Origin of the sequence: Brachybacterium sp. GCM10030267, from assembly GCF_042666875.1 — a bacterium.
In the GTDB taxonomy this organism is placed as follows: domain Bacteria; phylum Actinomycetota; class Actinomycetes; order Actinomycetales; family Dermabacteraceae; genus Brachybacterium.
Window position 1 is genome coordinate 201535 of the sequence record NZ_JBHTCX010000011.1, and the last position, 15797, is coordinate 217331.

Here is a 15797-nt window from a genome sequence, read left to right on the forward strand (position 1 = left end):
AGGAAGGGCGCGTGACGGAGGTCAGCGCTGTGGCTGCATGCTCTCGAGCGTGCTGAGGATGTCGTCGGCGATCTCCGAGGTCGAGCGCTTGCCGAACAGGGATTCCTCGGCGAGATTGGCGTACTCGTCGCCGAAGCCCACACCGGTTGCGGGAGTCACCGCAGGAGGCTTGACCACCTCTTCCTGCATCTTCTGGGCGAAGTCGAGAGAGACCAGCTCGTTCTCGCTCAGCAGGGGCCGCACCGTCTCCTGCAGCTCCGGGAAGGCCGGGATCCCGCGCTCGATCTTCAGGATCTCGGCCGCCGCGTCATCGGCGAGCAGGAAGCTGGTGAGGTCGGCCGCCTGCGCGGTGTCCGCGGTGGACTTGCCGATGGACCAGTACATCGAGGCTTTGTTGACCATGCGGGATTCTCCGCTGGTGCGGGCCGGCATGCGCAGCAGCTGCAGCGGGGAGCCGGAGGACTCCTGGAACGTGAGGATCTGCGAGCTCGGAACCTGCATGAAGGCGCAGCGGTTGGTCGCGAAGCGTCCCTGCTCGAGGCTTGCGGAGTCGTCCTCCATCTGCGCTGAGGCGCCCGGCGCGGCGCCGGTGGTAGCCAGACTGCGGCTGAACTCGAGCAGGTCGACGATCGTGTCCTTGGTGACCAGCTCCTCGTCCTCGCGTGGGAACAGCTGCTGGTTGTCGGTCTGGCGGGCCCAGGCGGCGAGGTCGGCGGAGCCGAGCCCGAAGGAGCTGGTGCCGAACACGTCCTCGCCGGTGGACTTCCCCCACTTCGAGATCTGCTGGCACAGCTCGAGGAAGTCGTCCCAGGTCCACGTGGTGTCGTCCGGGGCGTCGATGCCGGCCTGCTCGAGCACGGTCGGGTTCATGCCGGTGGCGAAGAGGTTGAAGCCGTTCGGTGCGCCCACCAGAGTGCCATCGGCTAGGCGGCCCGTCTCCAGGATGGCGTCGTCCATCGCGGAGAGATCCAGGGAGTCCGAGACGGTCTCGAGATCGAGCAACGAACCCTCGGTGCCGTAGGAGTCGATGTAGGCCTCGTCCATCTGCACCACGTCGGGCATCGTGCCGCCGGCGGTCTGGGTGGCCAGTTTGTCCCAGTAGCTCGACCACTCGCTGTACTCCGGCGAGACCTCCACCTCCGTGTTCTCGGCGGTGTACATGTCCAGCACCTCGCGGGTGAGGTCGTTGCGAAGGTCGCCACCCCACCAGTAGATCCGCATCCCGCTCGCGGAGGACCCGGCGTTGGGGCCGCAGGCGGCGAGGGCGGGCGCCGCGCCGGCAGCAGCCAGCAGGGCCAGGGTGTGGCGTCGGGTGAGCATGTCGTTCTCCTGCACATCGATGGGTCGGAGTGACCCGGCAGGAGACGACGTGAGCAGCTTCGCCCACGGGCCCCGCGGGGCCTGTCCTGCCGAGAACGCATGATGCTTCCTGATCGCCCCACGCGGATCAAACGCTTTCCGAGTGTTGCTGCGACGCGCGCGCGTCACGCCAGGGTGCGGGGCTCCCCGGTGCCGGTGATCTGCCGGGCGGTGCCGTCGGGCAGCTCGACCTGCGCGTCGATGCCGGCGGGCACGGTCGCCGTGCAGGTGAAGCCGCCCTCCGCCGTGGACCATTCGACCTCGATCCGGCCGACGGCGGAGTCATAGGCACCCTTCGCCCAATCGATGCCGGGCCCCGGTGTGGGCTTCAGCAGGATCGTGCGGTATCCGGGCTCGGCCGGCCGGATACCGAGGACGACCTGATAGATCCAGTCGGCGACCGCGCCCAGGGCATAGTGGTTGAAGCTGGTCATCTCGCCGGGATTGATGGAGCCGTCCGGCAGCATCGAATCCCAGCGCTCCCAGATCGTGGTGGCGCCCATCGAGACCGGATACAGCCAGGAAGGGTTCTCCTCCTCGAGCAGCAGCCGGTACGCGTCCTCGACATGCCCGGTCTCGGACAGTGCCCACGTCACGAACGGGGTGCCGGCGAAGCCGGTGGAGACCTTGTAGCCGGCCTCGCGCACCAGCTCGGCGAGCCGCTGACCGGCTGCGGCTCGGGTGGGTTCGTCGAGCAGGTCGAAGACGATGGCCAGCGAATACACGGTCGCGCAGTCGGAGCGGATGCGACCGTCGGCCTCGACGTAGGCGTCGGTGAACGCGGAGAGCGTGCTCTCTGCGAGGTCCTGCCAGCGCCGGGCATCATCGTCCTCGCCGAGCAGCCGTGCGGTCTCCGCCGCGAAACGGGCCGAGCGCACGAGGCAGGCGGTGGCGACCACGCCCTTGTCGGCCTTCGCATCGGCCGGCGCGTCCGGCGGGGCATCGGGATCGAGCCAGTCACCGAACTGGAAGCCGGTGTCCCACAGGCCGCTGGGGGAGAGGGCGCGCTCGACGGACTCGAGATGCAGCACCATGCCGGGGTAGTGCTCGCGCAGCCGGTCGAGATCTCCGTAGGCGTTCCACAGCGCCTGCGGGACCCAGACGGCGGCATCGCCCCAGATGGCCGTCGGCGTGCCCCAGCCTTCGCTCGTGCCGGAGGCGGGGCCGTCCGCGTCGCCGAGCTTGATCAGATCGGGCACGACGAAGGGCACCACCGACCGCGGGTTCATCCGCACCTCCGCGGCCAGGTCGATGAGCCAGTTGTGCAGGAACCCGGAGACATCGAACTGATAGGCGGCGGTCGCAGCGAACGCGGAGATGTCACCGGTCCAGCCCAGACGCTCATCGCGCTGCGGGCAGTCGGTGGGAACCGCCAGGAAGTTTCCGCGCTGGCTCCAGACGGAGTTCTGCACCAGCTGGTTCACGCCGGCGTGCGAGCACTCGAACCACCCGGTGCGGGGTATATCGGAGTGGACCACGACGGCTTCGACGTCCTCGGGGCGCAGGTCGCCGGGCCAGCCGGTGATCTCCGCGTAGCGGAAGCCGTGGAACGTGAAGCTCGGATCGAACGTCTCGCCGGCGGGATCGCCGACGAGGACGATCCGATCGGTCGCCTCGGCGGCGCGCAGCGGCCGCGTGCCCAGTTCGCCGTGCTCGAGGACCTCGGCGTGACGCAGCGTGATCTCGGCGCCGGCCTCGCCCGTGACGGTGAAGCGCAGATGGCCCACCAGGTTCTGCCCGAGGTCGAGCAGGGTCCTGCCGGATGGGGACGTCCAGATCCTCTCGGGGCGGCGGGTCTCGTGCCGGATGATCAGCGGTGAGGCCTGCTCGACGAGGGTCTCGCGGTCGATCTCCACGACCCGGACCGGTTCCGCGGGCGTCGGTGCGAGCCGACGATCTTCGCGCTGGCCGTGGTACAGGCTCGCCAGGTCGATCGGGCTCAGGTGCGAGCTCCAGGACTCGTCCGTGACGACACGCTGCGTGGAGCCGTCGTCGAAGGTGATCTCCACCGCGGCGAGGAAGGCGAGGTCCGGACCGTAGTTGACGCCGCCGTCGAAGCCGAAGTCGCCGCGCCACCAGCCTCCGGCAAGAGTGACGGCGAGATCGAGGGTTCGCTCGCTGGCGCCTCCGGCCGCGTCGCGAACCTGCTCCGTGACGTCGAATCGCTGCACCTGCAGCCGTCGCTCGTACACCGTCCAACCCGGGTTCAGCACGGAAGCGGTCACCGGATGGCCGCCGATGCGCGCGTCATAGACACCGTGAGCCGTGGCCACCAGCTCGGCGCGGGCGACGCGAGCAGGGTCGGCCTCGAGCGCGAGGCGACGGATCAGCACCGGAAGCCGGCCGGTGTCCTGCGGAGCCGTGATGGCGAGTGCATCGGTCAGTGCCTGGGCGGCGCTGGAGGGCGCCGATGGGCGGTCACGGACGGGAGCGGGCATGGGCGGGTTCCTCGAGATCACATCGTCGGGCTGAGGGCGAGCGTTCCGCGGACGCGCCGCCGGGCGGCACGGGCCGAGAACGTCGGCGGAGGCGCAGTGAAACGACTCACGCTCGACCCTAGCTGACGGGCGGGACGCGCGGTGCTTCGGGAGCAGGGCCGCCGGCCGGTGTCGGCGAGCGAGGTCCCGGACCCCTGTTTACACGTTTCAATCGACGTGTCTAGACTCGGCCTCCCCTCGATCGAAGGAGATCGCCCATGCCCACTCGTCGCACCGCACTGGCTCTTCCCCTCGCCCTGACATCGCTCACCGGCTTCGCGGCCTGCGGACCCAACGCCTCGGGCGGCGGATCCGGATCCTCCGAGGGCGGCGGTCTGCGCTTCGCCTGGTGGGGCAACGCCAAGCGTGACGAGTACACCAAGGCAGCGATACAGGCCTACTCGGAGATCGAGCCGGATCTGTCCATCTCTCCCGAGCCGGTCGACTGGAACGGGTACTGGGACAAGCTCGCCACCCAGGTCGCCGGGGGCGATACGCCCGACATCCTGCAGATGGACGAGGGGTATCTCGCGGAGTACGCCAGTCGCGACATCCTCCTGGATCTCGCCTCCACCGATCTCGACACCTCCGCGTTCGACCAGGCCGCGCTCGATGCCGGACGGGTGGACGATGGGCTGTATGCCGTCAACGCCGGCGTCAACGCGCCCGTGCTGATGGCCAACCCCGCCGTGTTCGAAGCCGCCGGGGTAGAGATGCCCGACGACACCACGTGGACCTGGGACGACCTGGTCGAGATCGCCACCGCGATCACCGAGAACACACCCGAGGGCACCTACGGCACGCAGCAGTTCGGTGCGGCCGGTGACCCGACGCTGTCGGTCTACCTCCGCCAGCTGGGCGCCGAACGGTTCAGCGACGACGGAATCGGCTTCACCGCCGAACAGCTCCAGGACTGGATGGACTTCGCACTCCAGCTGCAGGCCTCGGCCGCTGCCCCGTCTGCCTCGGTGGCGGTCGAGGAGGTCGGCCAGACGGTGGACCAGGCGCTGTTCGCCAAGGGGAGATGCGGTCTGCAGTCCCAGTGGTCGAACCAGGTCGTCACCCTCGACAGCGCACTGGACGGCGCAGTGAAGATCCTGCGGATGCCCTCCAGGACCGGCGCAGCGGCCGATGCGCAGCTCTGGTACAAGGCTTCGATGTACTTCTCCGTGGCGGCCGGCACCGCGAAGCAGGAGGAGGCGGTCGCCTTCGTCGACTGGCTCGTCAACGATCTCGACGCCGGCAGGACCCTGCTCGCCGAGCGCGGAGTGCCCGCCAATCTCGACGTGCGCGAGGCCATCACCCCGCAGCTGGCCGACTCCGACCTCAAGACCATCGACTTCATCGAGGCGATCGCCGAGGAGCTCGGTGACCCGCCCCCGATCACCCCGCCGGGAGGCAGCTCCGTCGGCGACCTGATCTCTCGCTACATGGAGGACGTGCTCTTCGAGCGTGCGGATCCGGCCGCGGCCGCGGCGTCCGTGGTCGAGGAGGCGCCTGCTCTGCTGGAATGAGGCGGGCACGGTAAAGTCGCGGCATCGTGATCCCGGGCTGATGGGCCCGGGATCACCCGTCTGCGAGAGGAGCGTGCGCAGTGGCCGCCAGCCGCCCGGTGAGCATGAAGGACGTCGCCCGGCACGCCGGCGTCTCGGTGGGCACCGTCTCGAACGTCCTGAACCGTCGCGACATCGTCTCGGCCGACCGGCGTGAACGCGTCGAGCAGGCGATCCGCGAGCTCGGGTACGTGCGCAACGACGCCGCGAGGCAGCTGAAGGTCGGCCACTCCCGCACCGTCGGCGCCATCGTCCTGGACTCCGGCAATCCCTTCTACACCCAGCTGGTGGGCGGGATCGAGGCGGCCGCCGAGGCGTCCGGCCTCGCCGTGATCGCCGGCGGCACCAACAACCGTGAGCAGCGCGAGCGCCTGTACCTTTCCCTGTTCGAGGAGCAGCGGGTGCGCGGCATCCTGCTGGCCTCCACGGGCGGAACCGCCGAGCTGATCGACTCGATCCGCCGCCGCGGCACCCCGGTGGTGCTGGTCGAGAGCGAGCGCAATGCAGCGGACGGCTCCTCTGTCAGCGTCGACGACATCGCCGGCGGCGAGATCGCGGTGCGCCACCTGGCCTCCCTCGGCCGGCGCCGGATCGGCGTGGTCGCAGCCCGCCAGGACCTCCGCCAGGTCGCCGACCGCCTGCGCGGAGCCCGGCGGGCCGCGGCCGATGCCGGGATCGAGATCGAGGTGCTCGAGGCCGAGGACCTCACGGTGCTCGCCGGGCGCCACGTCGGCGAGAAGGTCGTGGAGCGGTCCCGCGCCGAGCGCCCGGACGCCGTCTTCTGCGTCAACGACCTGCTCGCGGTCGGGGTGCTGCAGGCCTTCGCATTCCGTCACCAGGTCGCGGTGCCGGAGGAGATCGCCCTGGTCGGCTACGACGACATCGCCTTCGCCAGCAGCACCGTGGTGCCGCTGACCTCCGTCTCCCAGCCCTCCGACCTCATGGGCCGCACCGCACTCGCCCTGCTGGAGGAGGAGATCGCGGATCGCGATGCCCCGCACCGCCACGTCAGCTTCCGGCCGGAGCTGGTCGAGCGGGAGTCGACGACGGGCTGAGGTGGGCGCTCACGGGCCGAGCAGCGCGAGTGGGACGACCGCCGTGCCGTCGGCCCGTCGGTAGGCCGTGCGGCCGGTCGTCAGGACGATGCGGTCGACGACGTCCTCGCCCAGCTTGTCCTCCAGCCAGTGCAGATGACGCACATCCTCGTCATCGATGGAGGACGACAGTTTCACCTCGATGGCGAGAATCCGCCCGTCCTCCCGCTCGAGGATCATGTCGATCTCGTGGTCCCCACCGTGAGTGCGCAGGTGGACGACGTTCGCGCGGTGGGGCTGTGCATACACCCGCACGCAGAGAGTCGCCAACGATTCGAAGAGCGACCCCAGGAGCGGACCGCGCCGCAGTGCGCGGAACGACGGCGAGGTGTCGGCGATCCCGGACGCGGATATCAGGGCATCCGGTCCGACGCGCAGGAGGCGCGCCGCCAGAGCGGGATCGGCGAGCTGGTGCTTCGGGGCACCGCCCAGGCGGCTGAGCTCCTTGCCGAACGGGGCCCAGGCCGGCACCTCGTCCAGCAGGTAGAGCTGGCCGAGAGCTTCCCGATGGTCGGCGATCGTCGCTCGGCGCGGGCGGGCGTCTCGTGAGACGGCGTCCGCTATCGCTTCGAAGCTGGCGGTGGTCGAGGAGGCGGCTGCGTAGGCGCGGAGCCAGGCCGTGAGTGCCTGGGGGCGCCGGACGACCGTGCCGAGAGCGGGCATCTCCCGCTCGACCGCGAAGGAGAGGTAGGAGTCCAGCAGGTCGTTCCGCGCGCTCTCCGCGGCCAGTCGCATCCCGGGAAAGCCGGACGCGAGGATCTCCCGGGTGCAGCGCACTTCCGTACAGATTCGCAGGCTTCTGCCGTACAATTTCGCAACGCTCCACCGTACAGATCCGCAGGCACTCACCGTGCAGTTTCGAGGCGGTTCACCGTACGGGTTCGCAAAACTGTCCGGTCAGCGTCGCACCCGGTACGGAACCGACACCGCTCAGGACGGTGCGAATCTGCTCAGCTCGGCCCCGGCGCGGATGCGCGCGCGCATCGCCTCCGCGCTGTCCTCGATCGCGCCGACAGCCGCCGCTTGGACGGCAACGTTCCCCAGGGCGGTGGCCTCCACGGGGCCGGCCACCACCTCGACGCCCAGGGCGTCGGCCGTCAGCTGATTCAGCAGGGCGCCCTGACTGCCGCCACCGACGACGTGGACTCTCGCCGGCGTCCCCGTCCCGGCCAGCTCACAGGCCGTGGTCACGGCGTCGCGGTAGGCGATGGCCAGGGAGTCGAGAAGGCAGCGCACGATCTCGGCACTCGTCCGCGGGACGTCGTGCTCGCCGTGTGCTGCCGGTCCCGGGCGTGCGGCCCGGGCCACCCGGTCGGCCATCGCCCCGGGCGGCAGGAACTGGGAGTCGGTGGCGTCGATGACGAATCGTCCGCCGGGCTCGGCGGCGGCCGCCTCCAGAAGCTCCTCGAGCTCGGTCTCGCGGCCCTCCTCGGACCACTGGCGCATGCACTCCGAGACCAGCCACAGGCCCATGACGTTCTGCAGGAAGCGGGTCGTGCCGCCGACGCCGCCCTCGTTGGTGAACCCGGCCCGTCGGGCGGCCTCGGTGGGGATCGGTTCGCGCAGCTCCAGCCCCACCAGAGACCAGGTGCCCGAGGAGATGTAGGCGATGGGGCCGTCGGTCGTGGACTCGACGCTCGTTGCGGACGGAACCGCAAGCACCGCCGAGGCGGTGTCGTGCGAGCCGACGGCGGTCACCGCCACCCGGTGCAGGCCCAGTTCTACGGCGATTTCCTCCCGCACCTCCCCGATGCGCTCACCCGGCTCGATCAGTGGGGCGAAGATCGCAAGCTCCACCCCGACCGCTGCCAACAGTTCGGGAGAGAAGGCGCGCCCGCGCACATCGAACAGTCCCGTGGTGGAGGCGTTGGTGACCTCCGTGCGCCGCTGCCCCGTCAGCAGGAAGGCGAGGTAGTCCGGCAGCATCAGGGCGTGGGAGCCCTCGGGCAGGTCCCGCAGGCGCTCGTCGGCGGCGAACTGGTAGATCGTGTTGAACGGCTGCTGGGCGATGCCGGTGATCTCGAACTGCCGCTCGCGGCTGGCGCGTTCGGCGACCTCGTCGGCCACCCCGTCGGTGCGGGAGTCGCGATAGGAGATCGCGTTCCCGATCCGGGACCCGTCGGGCCCGACGAGCACGTAGTCCACCGCCCACGAGTCGATGCCGATCGAGGCCAGCTCCAGCCCGCGCTCGCGCGCGAGAGCGGCCGCCTCGCGCAGGCCCTCCTGGATCTGGGCCCATAGCTCGTCGATGTCCCAGGTGAGGTGACCGTCCCGGTCACGCAGCTCGTGGGCGAAGCGCCGTGCCTCGGTCAGCTCGATGCCCGCGGCGGAGACCACGCCGAGCATCACCCGGCCGGACGTCGCGCCGAGATCGACCGCGGCGATCGCCACGGGTGGCACCGCCGCGGCCTGCGCGGAGCCCTGCACCTCGTCGTGCGCCATGCCGTCCCGTCCCCTCAGCGCAGGAACGCGGCGGCGACGCCGGCGTCGACCGGGATGTGCAGGCCCGTGGTGTGCGAGAGGTCCCCGGCCGTCAGCGCGTACACGGCGTTCGCGACGTTCTCCGGCAGCACCTCGCGCTTCAGCAGGGTGCGCTGGGCATAGAACTCGCCGAGCTTCTCCTCCTCGACGCCGTAGACCTTCGCCCGCGAGGCGCCCCAGCCGCCGGCGAAGATGCCGGAGCCGCGCACCACGCCGTCGGGGTTGATGCCGTTGACGCGGATCTGGTCCCCGCCCAGCTCCGCTGCGAGCAGTCGCACCTGGTGCGCCTGATCGGCCTTGGTGGCGGAGTAGGCGATGTTGTTGGGCCCGGCGAACACGGAGTTCTTCGAGGAGATGTAGATGATGTCCCCGCCCATGGCTTGGTCGATCATCACCCTGGCCGTCTCGCGGGAGACCAGGAAGGAGCCGCGGGCCATCACGTCGTGCTGGAGGTCCCAGTCCTTCGCGGTGGTCTCCAGCAGCGGCTTGGACAGCGAGAGCCCGGCGTTGTTGACGATCAGGTCGAGCCCGCCGAAGGGCAGCACGGCCTCGCGGACCATCTCGACCACGGCCTGCTCATCGGAGACGTCCGCCTTCAGAGCCACCGCCACATCCGGCCCGCCGAGCTCCTCGGCGACCGCTTCGGCGTTCTCGAGGTTCAGATCGGCGATCACGACGCACGCGCCCTCGGCAACCAGCCGGGTGGCGGTGGCCTTGCCGATGCCGGAGCCGCCGCCGGTGACCAGGGCGACGCGGGTGGCCAGGGGCTTGGGCGTCGGACGGCGCTGCAGCTTCGCCTCCTCGAGAGCCCAGTACTCGATGCGGAACTTCTCGGACTCGTCGATGGGGGAGTAGGTCGAGATCGCTTCCGCCCCACGCATCACATTGATCGCATTGACGTAGAACTCGCCGGCCACGCGGGCGGTCTGCTTGTCCTTGCCGAAGGAGAACATGCCCACCCCGGGGACCAGCACGATCGCCGGGTCCGCGCCGCGCATGGCGGGGGAGTCCGCGTCGGCGTGGCGCTCGTAGTAGGAGGTGTAGTCGGCGCGGTAGGCCTCGTGCAGCTCCCGCAGCCGGGCGACGGCGTCCTCGATCGGGGCATCGGCCGGGAGGTCCAGGACCAGGGGCTTGACCTTGGTGCGCAGGAAGTGGTCGGGGCAGGAGGTGCCCAGCTCCGCCAGCGACGCCAGTTTCTCGCTTGCCAGGAACTCGTGGACGGCGTCGGTGTCCGTCCAGTGCCCGACCATGGGAGCGTCCGTCGAGGCCAGCCCGCGGACGACGGGGAACAGAGCCGAGGCCTTCGCCCGACGCTCGGCCTCGGGCAGAGCCGCCCGGGCGGGGTCGTGGGCGCCGAACGGCTCTGCGGCGCCGGTGGCCTCGATGAACTCGGTGGCCTCGCGGATGATCCGCAGCGAGTTCTGCTGAGCCTGCTCGGACGTCTCGCCCCAGGCGGTGATGCCGTGACCTCCCAGGATGCAGCCGATCGCCTGCGGGTTCTGCCTCTTGATCGCGGCGATGTCCAGGCCCAGCTGGAAGCCGGGGCGGCGCCAGGGCACCCACACCACGGCCTCGCCGAAGCACTCGTGGGTCAGTCTCTCCCCGTCGGCCGCCGTCGCCAGGGCGATCCCGGCATCGGGGTGGAGGTGATCGACATGGGGCGCGTCGACCAGGGCGTGCATCGCGGTGTCGATCGACGGGGCGGCACCGCCCTTGCCGTGCAGGCAGTAGTCGAAGGCCGCGACCATCTCGTCCTCGCGCTCCACGCCCGGGTACACGTCCTGCAGGGCCCGCACGCGGTCCAGTCGCAGCACCGCCAGGCCCTTCTCGGTCAGGGTGCCGAGATCGCCGCCGGAGCCCTTGACCCACAGCAGCTCGATCTCCTCAGCGGTGACGGGGTCGACGTCGGTGCCCTTGGCCGAGGTGTTGCCGCCGGCGTAGTTGGTGTTGCGCGGATCCGCGCCCAGCTCGTTCGAGCGGGCGATCAGGGCGCCGACGGTCTCGGTGGCCGTGCCACCGGCGGTACGGCCCGTGCCGCCCGCGGCGCCGGCAGTGGTGCTGTGCTCGTTCATACTCAGGCTCCCCATCCCATCTGGTTCCCGCCGACGCGCTCGGCGGCGACCTTCTCCTCGTAGCCGCTGGAGCGGAACGCGGTGAACGGGTCCGTCGGCAGTCCCTGCTCCTCGCGCAGCGCCGCCAGCGCCGGGCGCACATCGGTCCAGAACGCGTCCATCAGGATCCCGTGCGCCTCGAGCACGTCGTGGCGCTGCTGCGCGTCATCGAGCGCCTCGCGATCCACCAGCAGCGCCTTGGCCAGGGTCTCCTGCACGTTCAGCACGGATCGGATCTGGCCCTGGATCTTCGACTCCAGGTTGTGGCACTGGTCCAGCATGAAGTTCACGCCCGATGCGGGCCGGTGGGCATCCTGCTGGACGATCTCGAACAGGATGCGGAACAGCTGGAACGGGTCCGCGGAGCCGACGATGAGGTCGTCGTCGGCGTAGTTGCGGGAGTTGAAGTCGAACGCACCGAGTCGGTTCTGGCGCAGCAGCTGGGCGACGATGAACTCGATGTTGGTGCCGGGGGCGTGGTGGCCGGTATCGAGCACCACCATGGCCTGCTCGCCGAGGGCGAGGCAGTGCAGCAGGCTGGTGCCCCAGTCGGGAACGTCCGTGTGGTAGAACGCCGGCTCGAAGAACTTGTACTCGAGCACCATGCGCTCGCCGTCGTGGAGAGCCGCGTAGATCTCCCTCAGCGACTCGGCGAGGTGGTCCTGGCGGCGGCGGATCGAGTCCTGACCGGCGTAGTTGGTGCCGTCGGCCAGCCAGATCTTCAGCTCGTGCGAGCCGGTGGCGCGCATGACCTCGAGGCATTCGAGATGATGATCGATCGCGCGGCGCCGCACGGCGGCATCGGTGTGGGTGAGCGAGCCGAACTTGTACTCGTCGTCCTGGAAGGTGTTGGAGTTGATCATCCCGATCCGCACGCCCTGCTCCTCGGCGAAGGAACGCAGCGCTGCGAAGTCCTCCACCTTGTCCCAGGGGTAGTGCAGGGAGACCCGCGGTGCGGCACCGGTGTACGCATGGGTCTGGGCGGCGTCGGCGATCTTCTCGAACGGGTCCCGGGGAGTGCCCGGAGTGCCGAACACCTTGAAACGCGTTCCGGAGTTGCCGTAGCCCCAGCTGGGCACCTCGATGGTGAATTGGCGCAGGTCGCGCGCGACGTTCTCGGGTAAGGCGGGCAGGGGAGCGGGGGCCATGAGGAGCTCCTTCGTGGTCGGGCTTCGTGGGTCGTCGACGCTGACGGGCCGGATCCTGTGCGTCCGGAGACGTCGTGCCGAGCAGGGTGACTGCACGGTATCCAGCGCCCGGCGCAGGTTGAAACGACTCAACAACCGTAGCACGGGGGTCTCGGAATGCGCCAGAGCGCGGACGCTGCCGAGATCACGCGGCGTGGGCCGAGAACTGCAGCTCCAGTTCGCTCTCCTCGGGGCCGGGCTCCTCATCGCTCACGGGTTCGACCAGCACCTGCACCGTGATCCCCAGCTCCGTCGTGGTGCCTGGGGGAACCGGTCCGGAGATCACCGTCCACGTCCCCGGCGGTGACAGCGTCAGCGCGTTGGTCGCCTCCGTCGTGGGAAACATGGCGGCGGGCTCAGCGTCGTCCGCGGAGACCACGGGAGTCAGCTCCGCGGAGTTCTGCACGCTCGCTCTCTGCTGCTCCTCTGCCGGCGTCGTGAACTCGATGACCGCGGGGATCTCGAGGTCCAGTGTGCTGACCTGCCAGACCTGTCCCTCCGGCGCCCACCCGAGGCCACCCACCCAGGGCAGTTCGTCGGGGCCGGCGAGGGTGCACGACGTCGGATCGCCGTGGGAGGCCCACCCCGACGGCAGGACCTCCGCGTCGCACTCCCCGGACGGAGTGGACCCGGAGGTGGGGAGGGCGGCGAACGTGCCGGCGTCGGTGACACCGTCCGGTGTGATGACCTGATCCTCTCCATCGAAGCTGACGGTCATCACCGGTTCCACCGGCCCGCGGTCCACGGCCAGGAGGAATCCGACCCTGGTCAGTTGCATCCGTCCGTCGTCCCAGAACAGATCGGCGATGTACGGCCCGAGATCATAGGCCTGGTCACCGACGGCCACGGTGACCTGCGGCGGGGGCATCTGCGAGTCCGGCAGGCGCATCGCACGGAGTCCGTCGGGCACGACGGTCTCCAGTTCGACCGGCAGGTAATGGCCGCCGCGCGGGGCCTTGGGGAAGGGGGCCTCGTCCATGGTCAGGACCGGCGTCTCGCGGGTCGGTTCGCCGAACCGCACCGTGAGCCCGCCGGTGGGGTAGACGACGTCGATGGGGTCGCCGAGTTCCTCGTCCAGCGAGAGGCCGCGGGCGATGATCTCGCCCGGCTCGCTGCGCGGAGCGGTGTCCCAGGGGCGCGCCACCCCGGTCCACACGCCGGCGACCACGAGCAGCACGGCGAGGGTCAGGCCGCCGGCGAGGCGGACCGGCCGCGACGAGCGGGGCGACGTGGCGGCATCGATCTCGGATGCCGCCGCAGCGGTGTCCTCACGCGCATTCTGCTCGTCATCGCTCATCCAGTCATTCTGTGGTGCTGAGGAGTTCTCGGCCATGGGGAGAAGTCCCCTCACCCGTCAGGGCGGCGATCCGGTGGGAGGCGGAGGACCCTCGAAGGGCGGCGAATCCGCGTGTACTCTCGGCCTCACAGCGCACCGACGGCTCGTGAGCCCGACGCTCGCGATCGGTGCACGGGGAGAGGCGGCGGGGCCATGTCAGATCGCACTGCTGTGCCGGTGATCAGCGTGATCATCCCGGTGTTCAACGGGGAGGCGACGATAGATGCGCAGCTCGACGCGCTCGCCGCCCAGCCCTTCGACCTGCCCTGGGAATTGCTGATCGCCGACAACGGGTCCCGCGACCGGACGCGGGAAGTGGTGCTCGCGCGGCGCGCGAGGTTCCCGGCGCCGCTGCGGGTTCTCGACGCCGGGGCGCGGAAGGGGGTCGCCCATCCGCGCAACGCCGGCGTGCTCGCCGCCCGTGGCGCAGCGGTCGCGTTCTGCGATGCCGATGACGTGGTCGGGCCCAACTGGCTGGCCGGGGCCCACCGCGGGCTGCAGGAGCACGACGTGGTCGGCGGACCGATCCGACGACTCACCGAACCCTTCGACCCGGACTCCGAACTGCTGGGCTTCGACTCCGTCTCCGACGGGGAGATGGTGGGCAGCAACATCGCGATCCGGCGCGACATCTACCTGGCGGCCGGGGGCTTCGAGGAGGCCTGGCGCCGCTACGGACGCGAGGACTACGAGTTCGGAGTGCGATTGCGCGCCCAGGGTGCCCGATTCGGCCGTGACCCCGACATGCTGAACTACTACCGCCTCGTCGAGGATCAGTGGAAGTTCACCCGCAAGATCTACGCCAGCGGCCGGTCGGACGTCGACGTGTGGCGTCGGCATCCGGAGGTCTTCCCTGGGCGGCTGGGACGCGGAGCCGTGCTGCGCGAGGCCCTCTCCCTGCCGTGGAACCTGCTGCGGGCAGGACGCTCCGGTGGCCACCGCCGGCTGGCCCGCACGGTCGTCGACCTCGCCGCTCACGCCCGGGAACTGCTGCCGCCCCAGAGGCCCATGCCGCCACCGGTGCTGATCGAGGAGACGACCCCGCCTCGCGAGATCGACGGCGATGCTCAGCCCTTCCGGGCATCGCGCCAGTGAAGCGCGCGCCGGTGTGCCGCCGGTGAGAGCTTCACCAGCGCCCAGGACCCGGCCTCGGCGCGGTGGCCGCCCCGCAGGAGTGCGAGAAGACCGCCGAGCGTGATGCGGCTGCGCGCCCAGTCCGTCACCTCGCGCCGCAGCGCGGAATCCTGCTGCTGCCGGGCCGCCTTGTGCAGGATGTGGGTGACGTTGTGGCGCTCGAGCTCCTGGTACAGCTCCTCGGCCTCCGCCGCGGGGAAGGTCTGCTGCAGCGTGGGGCGGACGATGGCCGGTACTCCGACCAGGTCCCACACCGACTCGCTCAGTCCCCCCGAGGTGGAGTCCGGGCTGATCGTGTACCGGTACAGCGGCTCGGACAGGTAGGCCACGGTGCGGGCGCGGGCGAACAGCCGGGCGACGAGCACGAAATCCGAGTAGGTCTCGCCGTCCGGGGCCCGGAGGGGTTCCGGGTCGCCGTGGCCCGGCCGGGTCCCGTCGCGCTCGGTCCGGCCGAGGGCGGTGCGCCACAGCATGTGCTGACTGCCCACGATCCGGTTGTGGATGAGGGCGGCCAGCGCCTCGGTCCCCGTCGAGAGTCCCGCCGGCGGGTCGAAGGGCAGCGGCCCCAGCTCCTTGCCGCCGCGCACCGCCATCAGCGGAAGCATCACCACGTCGGCCTCCGCGTCCTCGCCCTCGGCCAGGAGCGCCTCGAGGTAGCTCGGCTCCACGATGTCGTCGGCGTCGACGAAGGTGATCCACTCGCCCCGGGCACGGTCGAGAGCGTGATTGGTGACCCGGGCGTAGCCTCCGTTGGCCGGCCGGCGGTCCACGACGATTCGTGGGTCATCGGGAAGCTCGGAGGCGTCGGGCACCGGATCCCGACGCGACCCGTCGTCGATCAGGAGGATCTCGATCTCCTCCACGGTCTGGGCGAGGACGGACTCCAGCGTGGGCTGCAGCTGGGACCCCGCCTCGTAGCAGGCGATGACCACGGTGGCTCGGGGTGTGGTGCTCATGCGCGATCACCGCTCGCGAGATGGCGGGGGCCGGAGATTCCAGCGCCGGAGAGCATTCGGCATGGCCGCGGCGCGCTGAGGAGGTCCATGGGCGTCAGTGTCGCACCCG

The 15797-nt window shown here is 70.3% G+C and carries 11 protein-coding genes; 3 read left to right on the top strand and 8 right to left on the bottom strand.

The features are described from left to right. Positions 1 to 21: 21 nt before the first annotated feature. Both ACFQS2_RS10140 and ACFQS2_RS10145 read right to left on the bottom strand, forming a co-directional pair. A complete protein-coding gene (locus tag ACFQS2_RS10140; RefSeq protein WP_377793627.1) occupies positions 22 to 1320 on the bottom strand; it encodes an ABC transporter substrate-binding protein in 1299 nt (432 codons plus the stop codon). A gap of 164 nt (positions 1321 to 1484) precedes the next feature. Continuing rightward, positions 1485 to 3797, bottom strand: coding sequence for a family 78 glycoside hydrolase catalytic domain (locus tag ACFQS2_RS10145; protein ID WP_377793629.1), 2313 nt, complete (start codon positions 3795 to 3797; stop codon positions 1485 to 1487). A gap of 257 nt (positions 3798 to 4054) precedes the next feature. Here ACFQS2_RS10145 and ACFQS2_RS10150 point away from each other — a divergent pair, with 257 nt between their 5' ends. Together ACFQS2_RS10150 and ACFQS2_RS10155 are read left to right on the top strand one after the other, a co-directional pair. Further along, positions 4055 to 5350, top strand: a complete 1296-nt coding sequence (locus ACFQS2_RS10150; protein WP_377793630.1) for an ABC transporter substrate-binding protein — start codon at positions 4055 to 4057, stop codon at positions 5348 to 5350. An 80-nt stretch (positions 5351 to 5430) separates the two neighbouring features. Continuing rightward, a complete protein-coding gene (locus tag ACFQS2_RS10155; RefSeq protein ID WP_377793631.1) occupies positions 5431 to 6444 on the top strand; it encodes a LacI family DNA-binding transcriptional regulator in 1014 nt (337 codons plus the stop codon). Positions 6445 to 6453: 9 nt separating this feature from the next. Here ACFQS2_RS10155 and ACFQS2_RS10160 read toward each other — a convergent pair whose 3' ends face one another. From ACFQS2_RS10160 to ACFQS2_RS10180, 5 genes are all read right to left on the bottom strand, one after another. After that, the gene (locus ACFQS2_RS10160; protein WP_377793632.1) at positions 6454 to 7218 is read right to left on the bottom strand and encodes a DUF4143 domain-containing protein; all 765 of its coding nucleotides are present in this window, start codon (positions 7216 to 7218) and stop codon (positions 6454 to 6456) included. Between the two features lie 195 nt (positions 7219 to 7413). Beyond that, on the bottom strand, positions 7414 to 8925 hold the full coding sequence (locus tag ACFQS2_RS10165; RefSeq protein WP_377793633.1) for a rhamnulokinase family protein: 1512 nt from the start codon (positions 8923 to 8925) through the stop codon (positions 7414 to 7416). Between the two features lie 14 nt (positions 8926 to 8939). Further along, complete coding sequence (locus ACFQS2_RS10170) at positions 8940 to 11036, bottom strand: bifunctional aldolase/short-chain dehydrogenase (RefSeq protein WP_377793635.1); 2097 nt, start codon at positions 11034 to 11036, stop codon at positions 8940 to 8942. A gap of 2 nt (positions 11037 to 11038) precedes the next feature. Beyond that, positions 11039 to 12223 (bottom strand): L-rhamnose isomerase, encoded by a 1185-nt coding sequence (rhaI, locus tag ACFQS2_RS10175; RefSeq protein WP_377793636.1) that lies wholly within the window; start codon positions 12221 to 12223, stop codon positions 11039 to 11041. Between the two features lie 184 nt (positions 12224 to 12407). Then, the gene (locus tag ACFQS2_RS10180; RefSeq protein ID WP_377793637.1) at positions 12408 to 13559 is read right to left on the bottom strand and encodes a hypothetical protein; all 1152 of its coding nucleotides are present in this window, start codon (positions 13557 to 13559) and stop codon (positions 12408 to 12410) included. Positions 13560 to 13751: 192 nt separating this feature from the next. Here ACFQS2_RS10180 and ACFQS2_RS10185 point away from each other — a divergent pair, with 192 nt between their 5' ends. Next, positions 13752 to 14693 (top strand): glycosyltransferase, encoded by a 942-nt coding sequence (locus ACFQS2_RS10185; RefSeq protein ID WP_377793638.1) that lies wholly within the window; start codon positions 13752 to 13754, stop codon positions 14691 to 14693. Here ACFQS2_RS10185 and ACFQS2_RS10190 read toward each other — a convergent pair. After that, entirely contained in the window at positions 14666 to 15688 is a 1023-nt protein-coding gene (locus ACFQS2_RS10190) for a glycosyltransferase family 2 protein (RefSeq protein ID WP_377793639.1), read from the bottom strand. The two genes, ACFQS2_RS10185 and ACFQS2_RS10190, sit on opposite strands and share 28 nt — an antisense overlap. Between the last annotated feature and the right edge of the window lie 109 nt (positions 15689 to 15797).